Origin of the sequence: Sorangium sp. So ce406, from assembly GCF_051474675.1 — a bacterium.
Classification (GTDB): domain Bacteria; phylum Myxococcota_A; class Polyangia; order Polyangiales; family Polyangiaceae; genus Sorangium; species Sorangium cellulosum_G.
Map to the genome: position 1 here is coordinate 9,478,978 of NZ_CP150340.1, position 15,382 is coordinate 9,494,359.

The 15,382-nt window shown below is 70.9% G+C and carries 15 protein-coding genes; 2 read left to right on the forward strand and 13 right to left on the reverse strand.

What is annotated here, in order from left to right:
• The first annotated feature begins 57 nt into the window (after window positions 1-57).
• On the forward strand, window positions 58-1,176 hold the full coding sequence (locus WME96_RS35540) for a hypothetical protein (RefSeq protein ID WP_437286025.1): 1,119 nt from the start codon (window positions 58-60) through the stop codon (window positions 1,174-1,176).
• Window positions 1,177-1,286: 110 nt separating this feature from the next.
• Here the strand turns inward: WME96_RS35540 and WME96_RS35545 are convergent, their stop codons facing one another.
• The 13 genes from WME96_RS35545 to WME96_RS35605 form a co-directional block, all read right to left on the reverse strand.
• On the reverse strand, window positions 1,287-1,862 hold the full coding sequence (locus WME96_RS35545) for a TetR/AcrR family transcriptional regulator (protein ID WP_437286026.1): 576 nt from the start codon (window positions 1,860-1,862) through the stop codon (window positions 1,287-1,289).
• A gap of 10 nt (window positions 1,863-1,872) precedes the next feature.
• Window positions 1,873-2,487, reverse strand: coding sequence for a sugar O-acetyltransferase (locus tag WME96_RS35550; protein WP_437286027.1), 615 nt, complete (start codon window positions 2,485-2,487; stop codon window positions 1,873-1,875).
• Between the two features lie 533 nt (window positions 2,488-3,020).
• Entirely contained in the window at window positions 3,021-4,076 is a 1,056-nt protein-coding gene (locus tag WME96_RS35555; protein WP_437286028.1) for a glycosyltransferase family 4 protein, read from the reverse strand.
• Window positions 4,067-4,933, reverse strand: coding sequence for a PIG-L deacetylase family protein (locus WME96_RS35560; RefSeq protein ID WP_437286029.1), 867 nt, complete (start codon window positions 4,931-4,933; stop codon window positions 4,067-4,069). Before WME96_RS35560 ends, WME96_RS35555 begins: the two co-directional genes overlap by 10 nt.
• A gap of 329 nt (window positions 4,934-5,262) precedes the next feature.
• On the reverse strand, window positions 5,263-5,685 hold the full coding sequence (locus WME96_RS35565; RefSeq protein ID WP_437286030.1) for an aspartyl protease family protein: 423 nt from the start codon (window positions 5,683-5,685) through the stop codon (window positions 5,263-5,265).
• Window positions 5,682-5,897, reverse strand: coding sequence for a hypothetical protein (locus WME96_RS35570; RefSeq protein ID WP_433929066.1), 216 nt, complete (start codon window positions 5,895-5,897; stop codon window positions 5,682-5,684). Before WME96_RS35570 ends, WME96_RS35565 begins: the two co-directional genes overlap by 4 nt.
• A 155-nt stretch (window positions 5,898-6,052) precedes the next feature.
• Entirely contained in the window at window positions 6,053-6,937 is an 885-nt protein-coding gene (locus WME96_RS35575; RefSeq protein WP_437286031.1) for a glycosyl hydrolase, read from the reverse strand.
• Entirely contained in the window at window positions 6,934-7,764 is an 831-nt protein-coding gene (locus tag WME96_RS35580; RefSeq protein ID WP_437286032.1) for a TIGR04290 family methyltransferase, read from the reverse strand. The genes WME96_RS35575 and WME96_RS35580 overlap by 4 nt, the downstream gene beginning before the upstream one ends.
• Window positions 7,765-7,775: 11 nt before the next feature.
• On the reverse strand, window positions 7,776-8,504 hold the full coding sequence (locus tag WME96_RS35585; RefSeq protein WP_437286033.1) for a sugar phosphate nucleotidyltransferase: 729 nt from the start codon (window positions 8,502-8,504) through the stop codon (window positions 7,776-7,778).
• A gap of 16 nt (window positions 8,505-8,520) precedes the next feature.
• A complete protein-coding gene (locus WME96_RS35590) occupies window positions 8,521-9,600 on the reverse strand; it encodes a CgeB family protein (protein ID WP_437286034.1) in 1,080 nt (359 codons plus the stop codon).
• Window positions 9,601-9,617: 17 nt separating this feature from the next.
• Entirely contained in the window at window positions 9,618-10,577 is a 960-nt protein-coding gene (locus WME96_RS35595) for a DUF4202 family protein (RefSeq protein WP_437286035.1), read from the reverse strand.
• A 195-nt stretch (window positions 10,578-10,772) separates the two neighbouring features.
• Entirely contained in the window at window positions 10,773-12,521 is a 1,749-nt protein-coding gene (locus WME96_RS35600; protein ID WP_437286036.1) for a hypothetical protein, read from the reverse strand.
• Between the two features lie 358 nt (window positions 12,522-12,879).
• A complete protein-coding gene (locus tag WME96_RS35605) occupies window positions 12,880-13,485 on the reverse strand; it encodes an SMP-30/gluconolactonase/LRE family protein (RefSeq protein WP_437286037.1) in 606 nt (201 codons plus the stop codon).
• A gap of 199 nt (window positions 13,486-13,684) precedes the next feature.
• Between WME96_RS35605 and WME96_RS35610 the strand changes: the two genes are divergently transcribed.
• A complete protein-coding gene (locus WME96_RS35610) occupies window positions 13,685-15,382 on the forward strand; it encodes a serine/threonine-protein kinase (protein WP_437286038.1) in 1,698 nt (565 codons plus the stop codon).

The following is a 15,382-nucleotide window of genomic DNA, read 5'->3' on the forward strand; positions in this document are numbered from 1 at the left end:
GGGCTTCCGCACGATTTTGGACAGCCAGTCCGTCGCGGGGGGTGATAGTCTATGGTCATGACGACACTTCAGCTCGCGGCTCGCGTCTCCGCTGTGCTCGCAGCCCTCTGGCTGCCCGTCATCGCCTGTTCGGGGGGCGGCGACGGCGACAAGGGCAACGCCGCGGGGAATGGCGGGGGCGGCCAGAGCGCCAGCGGCGCGGGCAGGAGCAGCAGCAGCAGCGGCGATTTCGGCGGCGAGATCGGGCTGACGAGCACGGGCCCGGGCAGCGAGCCGCCGGTCGACGCCGGTCACCAGACGACGTGCGATGACGAGGGCAACTGCACCTGCATCAACATCGCGTCGATCGGCCACGAAGGTGTCTGGGGTCCGTGCAGCAGCGACAGCACCACGGCGCTTCAGAACTGGTTGAACACGCAGAGCACGGCCCAGGTCGACAACTACAACACGGAGAAGCCCACGCTCACGCCGGAGTTCCTCGCCAAATACGACGTGATACTCCTCCAGTGGATGGTGACGAAGGGCGCACAGAACGACGACGGGGCGCCCTGGCAGTTCACGGCGGACGAGGTGAACGCGCTCAAGGACTGGGTCAACAACGGCGGTGGTCTCATCGCGCTGAGCGGTTATCAGTGCAACGGACAGGGATGTACCATCCACGACGTCACGGCGACCAACCAGCTCCTCTCGTTCACGGACATCCAGTTCAACACCGACGGCCTGCTGGATCCTGCGCGGCTCGGCTGCCCGGACTGCAACTGCTGGGGCGGCCCGGTGCCGCTGGGCGGCCCCCTCCGCGGGAGCGTGGGCACCTGGAACCAGGACACGCCGATCGGCAAGGACATCCAGAGCGTTGGCGCGTACGTCGCGCGCTCGATCAAGTCGACGAGCGCGACAGTCGACTGCACCGACGGCACGAACAACTTCGCGGTGCACGAGGAGGTCGGCAAGGGCCGCGTCGTCGCGTATGGCGACGAGTGGGTGACCTATTCGGGCCAGTGGCTCGGGACGGCGTCGTGCATCGACCCCCGGACGTACACGGACCCGAACAGCCCCTGCTATGAGAGGTCGGCGGCGCAGGTCTTTCAGATCTCGCAGTTCTGGTACAATGCGGTGAAGTACGCGGCGTCGTCGGTCGAGTGTTTCACGATCGAGGATCCGGCCATCATCAAGTGATGCCGGGTGATCGGGCGGCGTGACCGGGAACGTCCCCCCGCGCCGTCCCGTCCTTGTCAGCAGCCTCGTGGAGGCCGGGCTCGACGGCCCCACGGCGGGTCGGCGGGCGCTCAGCGGGTGAAGCGGCGGATGGCGTGCCGGATCTGCTCGGCGGTCATCGGATCCGTGGAGAGCGCGCTGTGGAGCACGAGGCCTTCGACGAGCGCGTCGAGCTCCCGCGCCGTCACCGGGTCGAAGTGGAGCTCCAGCGCTCGCCTGCTCCGCAGCATCCAGGCCTGGGTGACGGCCCGCAGCGCCGGCCTCCGGGCGGCAGCGACGTAAAGCTCGACGCTGAGCACGAGGTCGCGCGACGAGCCGAGCAGGTCCGAGGCGAGGTGCTCGACCAGGCAATCGACGGCGGCCTCGCGGTCGCGCGCGGCGCGCATGCGCTCCTCGAAGCGGGCGGCCACGGTCTCCGCGTGCCTCGTGAACGCCGCGGCGAGGAGCTCGTCGATCGAGGCGAAGTGGTACGTTGTCGAGCCGAGCGGCACGTCGGCGGCCCGCGCGATCGACCGGTGGGAGGCGCCGGCGACGCCCTGCTCGGCGATCACGTCGAGCGCCGTCGCGACAAGCCGTTCCCTGCGCCCCGGGTCGTGGCGCCGCGCCCGCCGCGCCGGCGCGGCGGCCCTGGCCTTTCTCGCGCTCATCGCGCCTCCGTCACCCGCGCGCGCTGCCCGGCGCCGGCGCGGCCACGGCGCCGTCGATCGAGCGGATCACGCGGGCGGGGTTGCCGACGGCGACCACGTTGGCCGGCAGGTCGCGCGTGACGACGGAGCCGGCGCCCACGACGGTGTTGTCCCCGATCGTCACCCCCGGCAGCACGATGGCGCCGCCGCCGAGCCACACGTTGTTGCCGATCTTGATCGGCTTCGCGGCCTCCCACTTCTGTCGCCGGGGCTCCGGCTCCACCGGGTGGGTCGGCGTGAGGAGCTGCACGTTCGGCCCGATCTGCACGTCGTCGCCGAGGGTGATGGGCGCGACGTCGAGCGCGACGAGCCCGAAGTTCGCGAAGCAGCGCGCCCCGATGGTGATGTGCGCGCCGTAGTCCACGTAGAACGGCGGGCGGATCTCGGTCCCCTCGCCGACCGATCCGAGGAGCTGCTCGAGCAGGCGACGGCGCAGCGGGCGCTGCCGCACCGAGGTCGCGTTGTAGGCCGCCATGAGGTCGAGCGCAGCGGCGCTCCGCTCGGCGATCTCGGGGTCGTCCGCGATGTACGGGTCCCCGGCGAGCATCCGCTCGCGCATGGACCGGGGGTCGTCAGGGTTCGTCATATGGACGAGTGTACGCATCATCGGAACGGGTGTCCACATCGGCAGGCGGAAAGATGCGCTGCGGCCTCGCGCCGCCGACGAGCCCGCCATCGCCATGGCGAGCGCAGCGGTCGGCGAGTCCGCCGAGCAGGATCATCTTCCGCCAGTGTCTCGGCTTCGACGGGAGACGGCAGCAGGAAGCCCTTGGCGTCTCGTTGTCGATGAGAAGGAGAGAGAGAAAGAGAGATTTGAACCACAGAGGCACAGAGGGCACAGAGGATGAGAATTTAGAGAGAGAGAGAGAGAGAGAGAGAGAGAGAGAGAGAGAGAGAGAGAGAGAGAGAGAGAGAGAGAGAGAGAGAGAGAGAGAACTATCAATCTCTCCTCTCACCCTCTGTGCCCTCTGTGCCTCTGTGGTTCAAATCTCTCTTCATCATCGGCTCGCCCACACCGCCACGCCCGCAAGCGCTGCTCCACGGCGCGAGCCCGGGTGGTCCACATCGCGCCATCGCGCCCCGGGACATGGATGCGCCCGGCGCTCCCGGTCCCCCCGCTCACCCCTCGCGCAGGACCCGCCGGTACGTCTCGATGTACGCCGCCGCCGTCCTCGCCGCCGAGAAGCGCTCCTCGGCCGCGCGGCGGCACTCCCCCGGATCGAGCTCGCCCACCCGCGCGATCGCCTCGGCCATCTCGGCCGCGCCGTCCACCAGGAACCCCGTCCGGCCGTGCTCCACGATCTCCGGCAGCGCGCCGGCGCCGCGCAGCGCGATCACCGGCGTGCCCGAGGCGAGCGCCTCCATGGCGACGAGCGAGCTGGTCTCCTGGACCAGGCTGGGGACGAGCAGGCACCGGGCCGCCGCGAGCAGGCGGCGCTTCCGGACCAGGCCGATCGGACCGAGGAAGCGCCGCGCCGGCCCCGCGCCGCCCAGCATCGGCAAGAGCACCTCCCGCAGATACCGCGTGTGCTCCTCGTAACCGAACGCCTGCCCGGCGATGAGCAGCGGCGCCCCGGCGCGGACCGAGGCCTCGACCGCCACGTGATACCCCTTCTCCGGGCAGATCCGGCCGAGGGCGAGCGCGAAGCCGCGCTTGTGCCGCCGCGGCCGGTAATGCTCCAGCCGGACGCCGTTCGGGACCTCGGGCAACAGCCGCGCCCCCGGCGGACAGGCGCGCCGCTGCGTCGCCGAGACGCAATGGAGGAACGTCCTCGGGCGCTCGATCCGGAAGACCGCCGGCGAATAGAAGCTCGGCGGCAGGTGGAGCGTGGCGAGCACCGGCACGCCGGGCGCGGGCAGGTAGCGTTCGAAATCGACGCCGTGCAGGTGGACGAGATCGATCGGATACCGATCCAGGGCCCTCGCGATGGCGCTCCGGTGATGCCGCCACGCCTGCTCCCTGGCCGCCTCGTCGAGCACCGCGCCCGGAGGAGGCGCGGGCGTCGGGACCAGCGTGCCCGCGCACGTCGAGCCCTCCGGCGCGACGACGATCGACCGGTGGCCGGCGCGCGAGAGCGCCTCGTCGAGCATCGAGAGCACCTGCTCGGCGCCGCCGACAGCGTCCGGCCCCACGGGCGCGAGCGGATAGCTGACGTGCAGGACCGTCAGAGACATCGCTCTCGCCCGAGGCCGAGCAGCGTGAGCGTCTTGACCGCGAGCTTCCGCCATCGGGCGCCGTCGATCGGAAAGCCGAGGCGCTCGTAATGGAGCGTCCCCTCGTGCGGCGGCCGCCTGAAATCGTACGTGGGCGCCGGCCGGAACCGCTCGACCTCCGCGCCGAACGGGGCGAGCGTCTCCTGCTGGCTGGTGAAGCAGTCCAGCATGGCGCGCTTGCGCGAGGCCTCCTCGTCGGAGAGCCGGAGGGCGATCTCGGGGACGCCGGGATACGGGATGAACTCGCCGGTGACGAGGTGCCCCCGCGCAGCGTGGTACGAGGCCGCCTCGAAGATCAGGGGCGACGTGACGCCGTTCCAGAGGGCGAGCACCGCGGCCGAATGGACGGCGAGGGCCGCCGCGTCGTGATCGGGGTGGCCGCCCTCGTACGGGTGGGTGATCACCACCTCGGGCCGCGTCCGGGCGAACAGGTCGAGGAGCTTGCGAGCGAGGCTCGGGGCCTCCTCGATGGCCTCCTGGTCGACAGCGCCGAGGCACCGCAGCCTGGACGCGCGCACGCGGGCCACGGCGAGCGCGCGCGTCACCTCCTCGCGCCGGAGCGCGGTGTAGCGCTCGCGCCCGATGCCGGCGAGCTCCGCCGGCATGAAGCGGCTGTCGCGGGGCGCCCCGTCGGTCATGTGGACGACCTCGATCGGATCGAGCCGCCCGATCCGCGCGCCGAGCCCGATGGTCTCGTCGTCCGGATGCGCGAGCACGACGAGGCAGCGCGGCGCCCGCCCCGACGAGAGCCACGTGAACGGCGGCCACGCGAGCTCCGGCCCGTTGCGGCCCTGGCGGCGGAGCACGGCGAAGTTCACGGCCACACCTCCCCGGCTTCCGTGAGCCTGCCGCGCGCGCCGCATCGCCGGTCCGGTCGGGCCGCGATGCCGCGGTGTTCCTCGGCCATCTCTCGCTTCGGAGTGCTCGCGACGTGCGACATGAGCCACCTGGAGTGCGTAACGTCAGGTCATCCGGAAGCAGCGCTCGGCGATCTCCACCCTACCAAAAGGCGCCGCAGCGCGCCAGATGTGCGGATAAAGCGCGGACAGAGGATCCAGGCGCGCCCGGATGGCGGGGGAAGGACAGCCCGCACGTGGCGTAGAAGCGCGCCGAGGAGCCGGCCGTGCGCGCGTCGCGGAAGCGCGCGCTAGGCGCGTTGCGCGCGTCGGATCTCGAAAAGGCCACGAAACCGGAAGAAACACACGTCGAACTCCAGGAAGAAATTGATCTGGCCCAGGATCACGGGCACGGTGTCAACGTCGACCCAGGCAAAAGCCAGGCGTACCGGCGCAAAGCGCCCGACCACTGCCGAGACCACGATCGCTCGTGCCTGGGCAATGGCGAGATTCCCACTGAGTTGCACGGACGTGGTCTGCCGACTCCAGTCGAACCCCAACTCCAAGCCGACGGCGTGAGGCAGGACGTTCACCGCAGCTCCGGTATCGAGCAGGCCTGATACCGCCGCGCTCTGGGACGCCACCAGCGTGAGCGGGAGCATCGGGGCAAGGCTGGCGGCCCCCAGATCGGGCGTACGCGCGGTGAACGGGAACTGCTCGACCGGCACGCTCACTTGCCCGGACCGCGATCCGCGCTCAAGGTCTGGAGCAGGGTGTCGGCCGCTGCAAACGCCTGGTCCGGGGACCAGACAGGGTAGGATTGGCCACCTACAAGGCCGACGTCGTCCTCGACCTCCGCCAGCTCCTGCGCCAGAAGTTGAATCAGCCGGAGCTTGTCCACCCGAGACAAAGACTGGATATCCGGCAGAATCTCGGCCAATGACATGACGACTCTACCTCTCTGATCGCTTCAGGACGGCGGCCTCTGGCCAGACGAGCTTACCTGGTAGCACAACTACCGCCGCGCTGCAATCTGGTCTGGACGGCCGGGTACGCCTGTGCTTGCGGCTCTGTCGCGACAAGGGCGGTCAACGCGTCGCTCTACGCATACCGCCGCGTCATCCGGGCGCAGAACTCCGCGAACTCCTCGATGCGCTGCGGGGGGCTCGTGTGGTGCGGCCGGACGCCGGCGTGCTCCGGGGTGAAACAGTAGGTCAGCGTCACGTCGAACGGCTCGAGCGCCCTCATCTGTCGGTCGAACCAGGCCTCCGCGCCAGGGCGGAAGCTGTCGGCCCAGCTCAGGCCGGTGCGGAGATGGCGCACCCCGAGCTTCTTCAGCCACTCCACCGCGTCGTCGAGGCGGTGATCCTCGAAGTGGAACCACTGGCACAGACCGAAATCGGGCGTGCACTCCGGGAAGAGCCGCAGCGCGCGCTTCGGCGTCCCGTCCTCGCGCAGTAGCCCCATGTAGAAATGCCGGTAATAGGACGACCCCTCGGCCTCGCGATGCCGCGTCGTCGCCGGCCACGCGCGCGGCAGATCGTACAGGCTGTACCAGTGGATCCGATCGACCTTGCCGCGCAGCAGCTCGGCGCTCCGCTTCAGGCCGAACTCCTGCACCTCCTCGGCGCCGAACGTGGAGACGCCGATCTCGGTGATCCAGATCGGCCTGTCCGTCACCGCGCGGATCTCGTCGAGCTTGCTCGGCCACTCGTGGATCTGCCAGTGGTTCCAGTCGAGAGGGAAGCCGTGCACCGCGACCACCTCGACGTGGTCGAGCACGCCCTGGCGGCCCATGTTGGCCATGAACGCAGGATCGATCGGCGAGATGCCGCCCAGCACCCGCGGCAACCCGGGACGCTCGCTCCGGATCGCGTCCGCGGCGAGCTTCACCATCGAGCCGAACGTCGTCCACTCGGGATCGATCTCGAAATCCCAGTGCGACTTGTTGTTGGGCTCGTTCCAGAGCATCACCGCTTCGATCATCCCTGCGCTCCCTTCGTCGTGGCGCCTCGCCGGGCCGGGTACACCGCGCCGGGCACGCCGTCAGCCCTCTCGCGGCGGCGGCAGATGTAGACCTCGGGCTCGGGGTGGTTCACGATGTCGAAGCCCGCGCTCCGCAGCATCGCCTCCGCGCAGGCGCGGTTGGGCACCCACCAGTTGGTCGGGTCGTGCGAGTAGCTGTGCTCCACGAAGTGCAGCCGAGGATAGCCCGCCTCGTCGAACATCCGCTTCTCGGAGAACGGATAGTCCTCCTGGAGCGGCATCACCTCGGCGCTGCCGCGCTGCATGCTCTGGAAGACCAGCGTGTGCCCGACGACGTGCTCGTGCAGCAGATCGAGCGCCAGGAGCGGGTGGCGGAGGTGGTACAGGACGCCCATGAAGAGCACGATGTCGAAGCGCTCCCCGAGGCTGCCGACGTCGTACACGGAGAGGTTCTGGAACTCGATGTCCGCCCCGGAGACCTCCGCCGCGAAGCGCGCCTGCGCCAGGTAGTCCTCGTCGCTGTCGATCCCGAGGACCCGCGCCGCGCCGCGCCGCTTCATCTCGAGCGAGTAGAAGCCCGCGTTGCAGCCGATGTCGAGGACCGTCTTGCCCGTGAGGTCCGCCGGGACGGCGTGGGCGAAGCTCTTCCACTTGAACGCGGGGTAATCGCCAAGGAAATGGTCCGGCGCCGTCTTCACGCCGCCGAGATCGATGTTGTGGAACCACTGCCCGAGCCCGCGCACGCGCTCCTGGATCTGCTCGCGGGTCCACTTCGCCGCGTTGTCGACGTGTTCGACGTTCCGCACGTTCTGCACGCTCCGCTCCATCGCTCCTCCGTTCACACGACAACGCCGCTGAGGAGCTGCATGGCCTCTCGGTAGCCGTGCAGCGTCCCGACGTCGACATACGCCTCGCCAGCCCGCACCGCCCGCGCGCTGCCGCCGCGCGCGAGGTACTCGTTCACCAGCGTCCCGATGTACGGGTCCTGCTGCCCGCGCTCGCACCAGAGGTCGTGGAGCTCCCGCATCACCGCCCCCGTCAGCTTGAAGGCGCCCCAGACCCACCGCGACCGCGCGTCCCGCTGCTTGACCTGGATCTCGAGCACCCTGCCCCGCTCGTCGGTGACGACAGCGTCGAAGAACTCGGGGTGCTCGACCGGAAAGAGCAGGAACGACAGGCCCCCGCCGTCGAGCGCGCGCAGGCCGTGCTCCGGGAACCAGACCGTGTCCGGGAGCCCCACGAGGACCTCCTCCTCCGACTGGATCCAGGGCAGCGACCGGAAGATGGCGTCGCAGAGCCCGGCGGCGACCGGCTGCACCACATAACAGATGTGCGCCGACCCCACGTTCGCGCCGTAGTACTCGACGATGTCCGACTTGCCGGGCGAGATCACCATGCAGATCTTGTCCGCCCCGGCGAGGATCATCCGGTCGATGAGGTACTCGCTGACCGCGCGTGGCCGCTCCACGTCACCGTCCTTGCGCGTACCGACCGGGAGCAGCTCCTTCGAGAACGCGAGCGGCTGGATCCTGCTCCCCAGGCCCGCCGCTGGAATCACTCCCCACATCGCCCTCTCCCTTCCTTTATCGAGCCGCAACCGCGTCGACCGACTCGAGGATCGACACGAGCTCCTCCGCGCGCCGCGCCGCGCTGTGCTCCGCGAGCACCCGCTCCCGCGCCGCGCGCGCGATGGCCGCGACCTCGCCCGCCGGCAGCGAGAGCGCCGCGACCGCCTCGTCCGTCGTCCTCGCGACGAGGATCTCCTCGCCCGGCGTGAAGAACCGATCGAGCCCCTCCCAGCTGTCGCTGAGGATCGGCGTGCCGCACGCGGCCGCCTCGAAGAGGCGCCCGGAAGGGCAGTATCCCATCGCCGCCATGGCGCCCCGGGTGACATTGAGCGTCAGCGGCGAGGAACAATAGAACGCCGGATGATCCGGCGGGGCCACGTGCCGCATGTAATAGATGTTCGGCGCCCACGGGAAGCTCTCGGGATAGAGCGAGCCCCCGATGACGAACCGCTTGTCCGGCAGCCTCCTGGCCGCCTCGAGGAACAGCGTGGAGAGCGCCTCCTGCCGGTCGGCGGCGTACGTGCCCAGGTACGAGAGATCCCCGCGGAACTCCGCGCGCGGCGCGACCGGGCGGTGCACCTCCGGATCCGCGCTTCCGTACAGCGGGAACACCCGCCGGGCGCCGAGCTTCGCCTGGAGCTGCGCGAGCGCCTCGCCGCCGGTGTAGCTGAGCACGCAGTCGAAATCGACGAGGCCGCGCGGGCCGATGTAACCGACCGACTGGCCAGCGTCGATCCGGTCCAGCGTCACCGGCGTGTCGAGATCGTAGAAGACCTTGAGCGCGCGCGACTCGAGGACCACCTCGGTCGCGGGGCCGCCGTCGGGGCAGTACGAGGTCACCATCGCCGCGTCGGCCTCCGCGACCGCGCGCCGGGCGTCGGGCAGGACGTCCTCGAACGACGCGTAGAGCCGGAGCTCGTTGCCATGCGAGAGCGAGAACAGATCGCGGTGCGCGGCGTAGTACGGGACGTCGCGCTCGAAGAAGGTGACGTGGTGCCCGGCCCGCCCGAGGGCGGAGATGACGCCGCGCCACAGCGTGGCGTGGCCATTGCCCCAGGACGAGCTGATCGTCAGACCGAAGATGACGAGCCTCATGACGCGCCGGACCTCCCCTATGCCTGCGTCTCCGCCGGAGCGGGCGTGACAGTCCTCCTCGGCTCGCCGAGGATCATCGCCTCCACCTCGGGGCGGCAGCGGATCCGCGGCAAGAGCGCCCTCGCCTCCGGGCGGAGGCGGCGGAGCGTGTACGCCACCTTGGCGCGCGTGTGCTCGGGCCCGTAGTAATCGAGGAATCCGCCGCTGTTCAGCGAGAAGAACGAGAGCGCGTCGGCGTCGTTCAGCAAGGCGAGCTCGGCGTCGTCCCCGGGCCGCTCGTGCGCGCTCACCAGCACGCCCACGCGGTCGAGGACCTCGGGCGGCAGCCCGACGTGGGCGAGCGCCGAGCGCGCGAGGGCCGCGCCGCGCCGGGCGTGCTCGTCCTTGAAGGCCTGGTAATCCGGGGCGCGGTGCTCGATCCGGACGTTCGCCTCGGAGACCAGCCGCTCCACGTCGTGGAAGAGCGCCGCCGCCTGGGCCGCGACGCTGGCGCGCGCATCGAGGCGGAGCATCCATTGCCAGACGTCGATCGCATGATCGTGGTCGGCGCGGACAAGCGGCCTGTCGAGGTCGTAAAGCTCCCGGTGCCGCGCGAGGACCCGGGCGAAGACCGCGCTCGCGGAGGCGAGGTTCCTCCGGCGGATGAAGCGCTGGCAGCGGGTGAGCACCTCGTAGGCCGTCCGGGCGGCGCCCTCCGGATCGAGCCCCTCGATCCGGAGATCGAAGAGGCCGCGGGCGTCGAGCGCGTGCAGGTGGGTGTCGAGCGCCCAGAGATCGATCGGCGAGGAGCGCCACGCGCGCGCGTCGACCGAGGCGCGGGGCTCGTCCCCGGGGGGACAATGCGCGTCGATCTCCACGCCGGGAAACTCCCTGGAGAGCTCCGCTTTCCCGGAGGGTGACAGCAGCGGTGTCCGGCGGACCGACGGGTCATCGCTGCTCGAACTGGAGCCGGCAACGAGGATCAAGCGCTTGAGCATGAGCGTGCGTTCTCCGGTCAGCTACGGGCGTGGAGCTCCAACCAGCTTCCGCGAGGTAGGCTGCCGCGGACGAACAGAGGTACAGCGCCGTGAACCTATCTCCGCGGCGCTCGACGCACCATCGCGGAAATCCCGTACAGGGGGGTAGGGAAAGAAATGATCAACAGACGTGATGCCCGTAGCGCGCTCGCGGCCCTACCCGAGGGCGCTCGACAGCGTCTCGAGGCCCAGGGCCTCGATCGCCGCGCGATAGCGCTGTCGCGCCGCGACGAGGCGCCGCACCTCCCCCTCGTCCTGGAGCGATGCCGCGGCCATCGCCGCGTGACCGAGGCGCAGGAGGGCGTAGGCCAGGAGATACGGTGGCAGGCGCCGCTCGGGGTCATCGCCGGAGCGACGCCGGTAGAGATCGAGGAACGCGCGCCGCGCGTCGGGCGCCATCCGCCACTCGATCACGGCCCCGGCGAGATCCCAGGCGATGTCCGTGGGGCCCGGGAGAAAGTGATCGTCGCCGTGCCCGGAAGCGTCCACCTTGAAGAGCTCGCCAGAGGAGGACCTGAGCCACTCGTGGGGATCCATCTTGCCATCGACGAGCACGGGACGCGCGACCTCCAGGCGGAGCTCACCCGGTAGATCTTTCCCCATCTCGGTTGAGAAATTGTGACGAGTCATCGCAATGAGCTCCTCGGCCGGAGCGCTCGGTAGGGCAAAGGCCGAGGCACGGAAGGCGCAGTACTCGGCGAGTCGCTCCAGGACGGCAGTGGACAGGTCGTCGGCCTGGAGCGGCCGGCCCGGGATCCAGGGATAGGAGGCAAAGCCCTGGCCCTCGTCGCGCGGCTCCGGCCCGAAGCCGGCCTGGAAGACGCCGTGAGCCCGCTCCAGGCACTCGGCCCCGTAACGACCCATGCCCTCGAACTTGAGAATTCGATCGCCTTCACGGGAAAGGCATTTGAAGCGCTCCATGGCCGTCCACGAGGCCGGCCAGCTCGATTCGTCCTCATAGAGGCGACGGCGCCACTGCCCTCCACCGATGAACTCGCCTGGGTCGCCCGGGACGTGCGTTCCGTAATCGACGATCTCGGCGCGGAATGACCGCCAGCGGCGGGCGCCGTCGGGCGCGACGAGCGCATCGGGGTCCGGCGCGCGGGAGCCGAGGAAAACGACGTTCCCGCGCGGAACGCCGGCGCCGGTGAGCGCGTCGCCGGTGGAGAGGAACGAGGAGCCGCTGAAGCCTGGCCCCTCGTCCGCCACCCAGAACTGCGCGCCCTCGGCGATGCCGTCCTCGACCCAGCGGCGCTGCGGGGCGGCAAGCTCGACCCGGCGATCGTAAGGGTGGCCGGACGGGCGCACGGTGATGCGGTCGGCCTGGATCCCGCGGCGGCGGAGCGCCGCGGCGGTCACCGCGCTCAACGTGGTGCCGATGCTGCGGACGCCGACGACCCGGACCGGCGTCCGGGAGGACGCGATCCGCTCGGCAAGCCGGGCGAAGTCGAGCGGGTGCAGCGCATAGAACGAGAACCCCTCGGGCGGCGAGGTAGGAACGGTCGCCGGGACATCGATCGCCGTGAGCGCCGTGAGGGCTTCCGGCGTGGCCAGACGTCTGGCTGTCCGTGGCCAGACGTCTGGCCGTCCGTGGCCAGACGTCTGGCCGTCCGGGATCGCGAGCGCGCCCGCGTCGCCGCCGCCGACGCCGACCAGCAGCGCGGCGAGATCGTCGGTGAGCCGGGCCAGGAGCGAGGCGCCCTCCGCGCCGGCGTCGGCGAGGATGGATTCGAGCTCGCCGGCGCGGATCACGGCGCGGAGCGCGACGGCGCGGCGGAGAGCGGCGCCGGCAGGGTCGGCGAGCGCCCGGAGGTCGGCGGCGAGCTCGTCGAGGAGCCGCTGGCCCGCGACGTCGCGGCGGCCGCTGCGGAAGACGTACATGCGGTATCCGGAGCTGTCGGTCATGGGTGGTCTGCGCGAGGATCGGCTCGCATGCGCCGGGCTGCCTCCCATGAGCTCGCCCGAGCCGCAAGGAGCGGTGTTCGCAGCGCGGCCCGCGCACCGGCGTGGTGCTCGGTCTCCCGGGCTGCTCGCGCTGCGTGGGGCGGGATCGAGGCGATGCCAAGCCGGGTCGTGCTGCGGTGATCGCCTCACTCGCCAGCACCCTGAGCCGCGCCGTCGCCCTCGGGGACGAGGTGGGGGCCCGCGTCGTTCACGAGGCGATCGGTCGGCTGCTCGGGCTGCCGGTGACAAACCTGCGAGCAGCCGCTGCCTCCGTGCCTGGAGCAGGCGTTTCGCGGCTACCTGCGCTCCGGAGCAGCGATCACGGGAGCGGGCCGTAGGAGAGCAGGCCCACCTTCGGGGTCTTCATCGACAGCAGCGTGATGAGCCCGAAGTTGGTGAGGAGGGCGTGCTTCTTCGAGCCCAACGTCGCGAGCGCGACGCTCGCGGGCCCATCGAACAAGCCGCCTTTGGCGAGCACGGTCGCTGTGCCGTCTGTCCCGACCCGGACGAGCGCGTTGCCCCCGTTGCCCGCGACAAGGATGCTCCCATCCGCGTCCGCGGCGATGCCGTCGGCGCCCTGGAGCGGCAGGCATGTCGCCGGATCCGACGTGGAGAACTCGACCGCGACATCCGGCGTCCCGTCGGCGTTGATCGGAATCTTGATGAGCGCCGCCTTGTCCGTGTTGGCCACGTAGAAGGCGCCGTGCGAAAGCGCGAGGCCGTTGGCGCCAAACGGGATGCCGAGGACCGTCTTGCAGGGGTTCGTCGCGGCGACGTCCCCCTTGAGCAAAGGGTCGGTGAGCCAGTTGGTCACCGTCTTGCCATCGGGGCTTATCTTGACGATCGCGCCCAGGGCCGAGTCCGTGACGAAGAGGTTGCCATCCTCGTCGAAGACGAGCGTGGTGGTGGCGTGACACGCCGCCATCAAGCCGAAGTGTAAGGAGCGCGAAGCCCATGGAGGCCGAGGCCGCGCCTCGAGGCTGGGACCGCGCAGCGCGGCGCTCACCGAGGCGCGCCACCACGCAGGGGCGCGCGGCGCCCGCCCGCCAGAGCTCGGCCGGTTTGCGACGCTCGGGGATCTGTGCTGCGACGGGCTCCCCGTGTACGCTCTCCCCGGCCTCCTCATGTCGACATGCCCTACGTGCCGAACCGAGCATGCGGACGGCGTCGTCGCTTGCCCGCCGGACGCTGACACGCTCTCGCCAGACCCCGCGCTGCCCGGCGCCGATCCGGAGCTCGCGCCAGGCACTCCGGTCGGCGAGTACCGCATCGAGGCGAAGATCGGGGTCGGGGGCTTCGGCACGGTCTACCGCGCCATGCACCCGGTCATCGGCAAGGCGGCGGCCATCAAGGTCCTGAGCCGCCAGTGCTCGGCGAACCCGCAGCTCGTCTCCCGCTTCGTCGCCGAGGCGCGGGCCGTGAACCAGATCCGGCACCGCAACATCATCGACATCTTCTCGTTCGGCGCCCTCGAGGACGGCCGGCACTACTACGTGATGGAGCTGCTCGAGGGGATGACCCTCGACGCCTACCTCCGCAAGCGCAGGCGCCTCCCGCCCGCCGAGGCGCTGCCCATCCTGGCCAAGGTCGCGCGCGCGCTCGACGCCGCGCACGCCGCGGGCATCGCCCACCGCGACCTCAAGCCCGAGAACGTGTTCCTGGTCTTCGACGAGGACGGGGCGATCTTCCCGAAGCTGCTCGACTTCGGCATCGCCAAGCTGCTCGGCGAGCCCTCGACGACAGCGCACAAGACGCGTACGGGGCACCTGATCGGGACGCCGCTCTACATGTCCCCCGAGCAGTGCCGCGGCAGGAACGTCGATCACCGGACGGACATCTACTCGTTCGGGATCCTGGCGCACGAGCTGCTCGCCGGCGCGCCGCCGTTCGACGGCGAGAGCGCGTTCGACCTCCTGACCAAGCACGCTGCGGAGCCGGCTCCCCCCGTGTCGAGCGTGGCCACGCACCTGTCGCCGGCGCTCGACGCGCCGCTCCTGCGGATGCTCGAGAAGGACCCCGCGAGCCGCCCGGCGTCGCTGCTCGAGGCGACCGCGGCGCTCGTGGAGGCCGCGCGGGGCGCAGGTTACGACGTGCCCGCGGGCCTGCTGCGGGCGAGCGACGCCGCCGTCGGGCGCGGCGGGAGCGACGCCGTCGGGCGCGGCGCGCGCATCGCAGCCGCGGATCCGCTGGCCGCCGGGCTCGCGCCGACGCAGCCGGGTCCCGTCGCGGGCGCGAGCGCGGGCCCCAACGGGACCGAGACGGTGCTGCAGCGGTCGCTGCCGGGCAAGGTGGAGAGCACACCGGCCGCGGCGTCGCGGCGGAGGGCAGCGCTCGCCGCGGTCGCCATCCTCGGCGGCGCCGCGGCCGCCGCGCTCACGCTGCGCCTCACGGGCAGCGAGCATCTGGCCGACGCCCCGCGCGCGCCGGCGCTGGCTGCGTCGGACGAGTCGGCCGCGCTGCTCGCCCCGGTCGCGCCGGCGCCCGCCGCCTCGGCCGCACCGGCGCCCGCCGCCTCGGCGCCCGCGGACGTGCCCACGGCGAGCCCCCGCGCGGCGCCGCCCGAGGTCGAGCTCCAGATCCAGGCGACGCCGAAGGAGATCGAGGTGTGGAGCGAGGGCAAGCTCGTCGGCAAGGCGCCGGGGCCGCTGCGCCTGCCGCGCGGGCGCGCCGTGAAGCTCACCTTCAAGTCGCCCGGTTACCAGGAGCAGGCGCAGGAATTCCTGGCCGAAGCGGACGGCGCGCTCACCGTGACGTTGAAGAGGGCCGCGGCGACCGCGAGGGGCACCGTCAGGAAGGGCGACCTGGAAGATCCGTTCCAGTGA

What these genes read in the sequence shown, in the direction of transcription:
- WME96_RS35540 (WP_437286025.1), top strand. Translation starts at nt 58, where the DNA reads ATGACGACACTTCAGCTCGCGGCTCGCGTCTCCGCTGTGCTCGCAGCC.
- WME96_RS35545 (WP_437286026.1), bottom strand. Translation starts at nt 1,862, where the DNA reads ATGAGCGCGAGAAAGGCCAGGGCCGCCGCGCCGGCGCGGCGGGCGCGG.
- WME96_RS35550 (WP_437286027.1), bottom strand. Translation starts at nt 2,487, where the DNA reads ATGACGAACCCTGACGACCCCCGGTCCATGCGCGAGCGGATGCTCGCC.
- WME96_RS35555 (WP_437286028.1), bottom strand. Translation starts at nt 4,076, where the DNA reads ATGTCTCTGACGGTCCTGCACGTCAGCTATCCGCTCGCGCCCGTGGGG.
- WME96_RS35570 (WP_433929066.1), bottom strand. Translation starts at nt 5,897, where the DNA reads ATGTCATTGGCCGAGATTCTGCCGGATATCCAGTCTTTGTCTCGGGTG.
- WME96_RS35575 (WP_437286031.1), bottom strand. Translation starts at nt 6,937, where the DNA reads ATGATCGAAGCGGTGATGCTCTGGAACGAGCCCAACAACAAGTCGCAC.
- WME96_RS35580 (WP_437286032.1), bottom strand. Translation starts at nt 7,764, where the DNA reads ATGGAGCGGAGCGTGCAGAACGTGCGGAACGTCGAACACGTCGACAAC.
- WME96_RS35585 (WP_437286033.1), bottom strand. Translation starts at nt 8,504, where the DNA reads ATGTGGGGAGTGATTCCAGCGGCGGGCCTGGGGAGCAGGATCCAGCCG.
- WME96_RS35590 (WP_437286034.1), bottom strand. Translation starts at nt 9,600, where the DNA reads ATGAGGCTCGTCATCTTCGGTCTGACGATCAGCTCGTCCTGGGGCAAT.
- WME96_RS35595 (WP_437286035.1), bottom strand. Translation starts at nt 10,577, where the DNA reads ATGCTCAAGCGCTTGATCCTCGTTGCCGGCTCCAGTTCGAGCAGCGAT.
- WME96_RS35600 (WP_437286036.1), bottom strand. Translation starts at nt 12,521, where the DNA reads ATGACCGACAGCTCCGGATACCGCATGTACGTCTTCCGCAGCGGCCGC.
- WME96_RS35605 (WP_437286037.1), bottom strand. Translation starts at nt 13,485, where the DNA reads ATGGCGGCGTGTCACGCCACCACCACGCTCGTCTTCGACGAGGATGGC.
- WME96_RS35610 (WP_437286038.1), top strand. Translation starts at nt 13,685, where the DNA reads ATGTCGACATGCCCTACGTGCCGAACCGAGCATGCGGACGGCGTCGTC.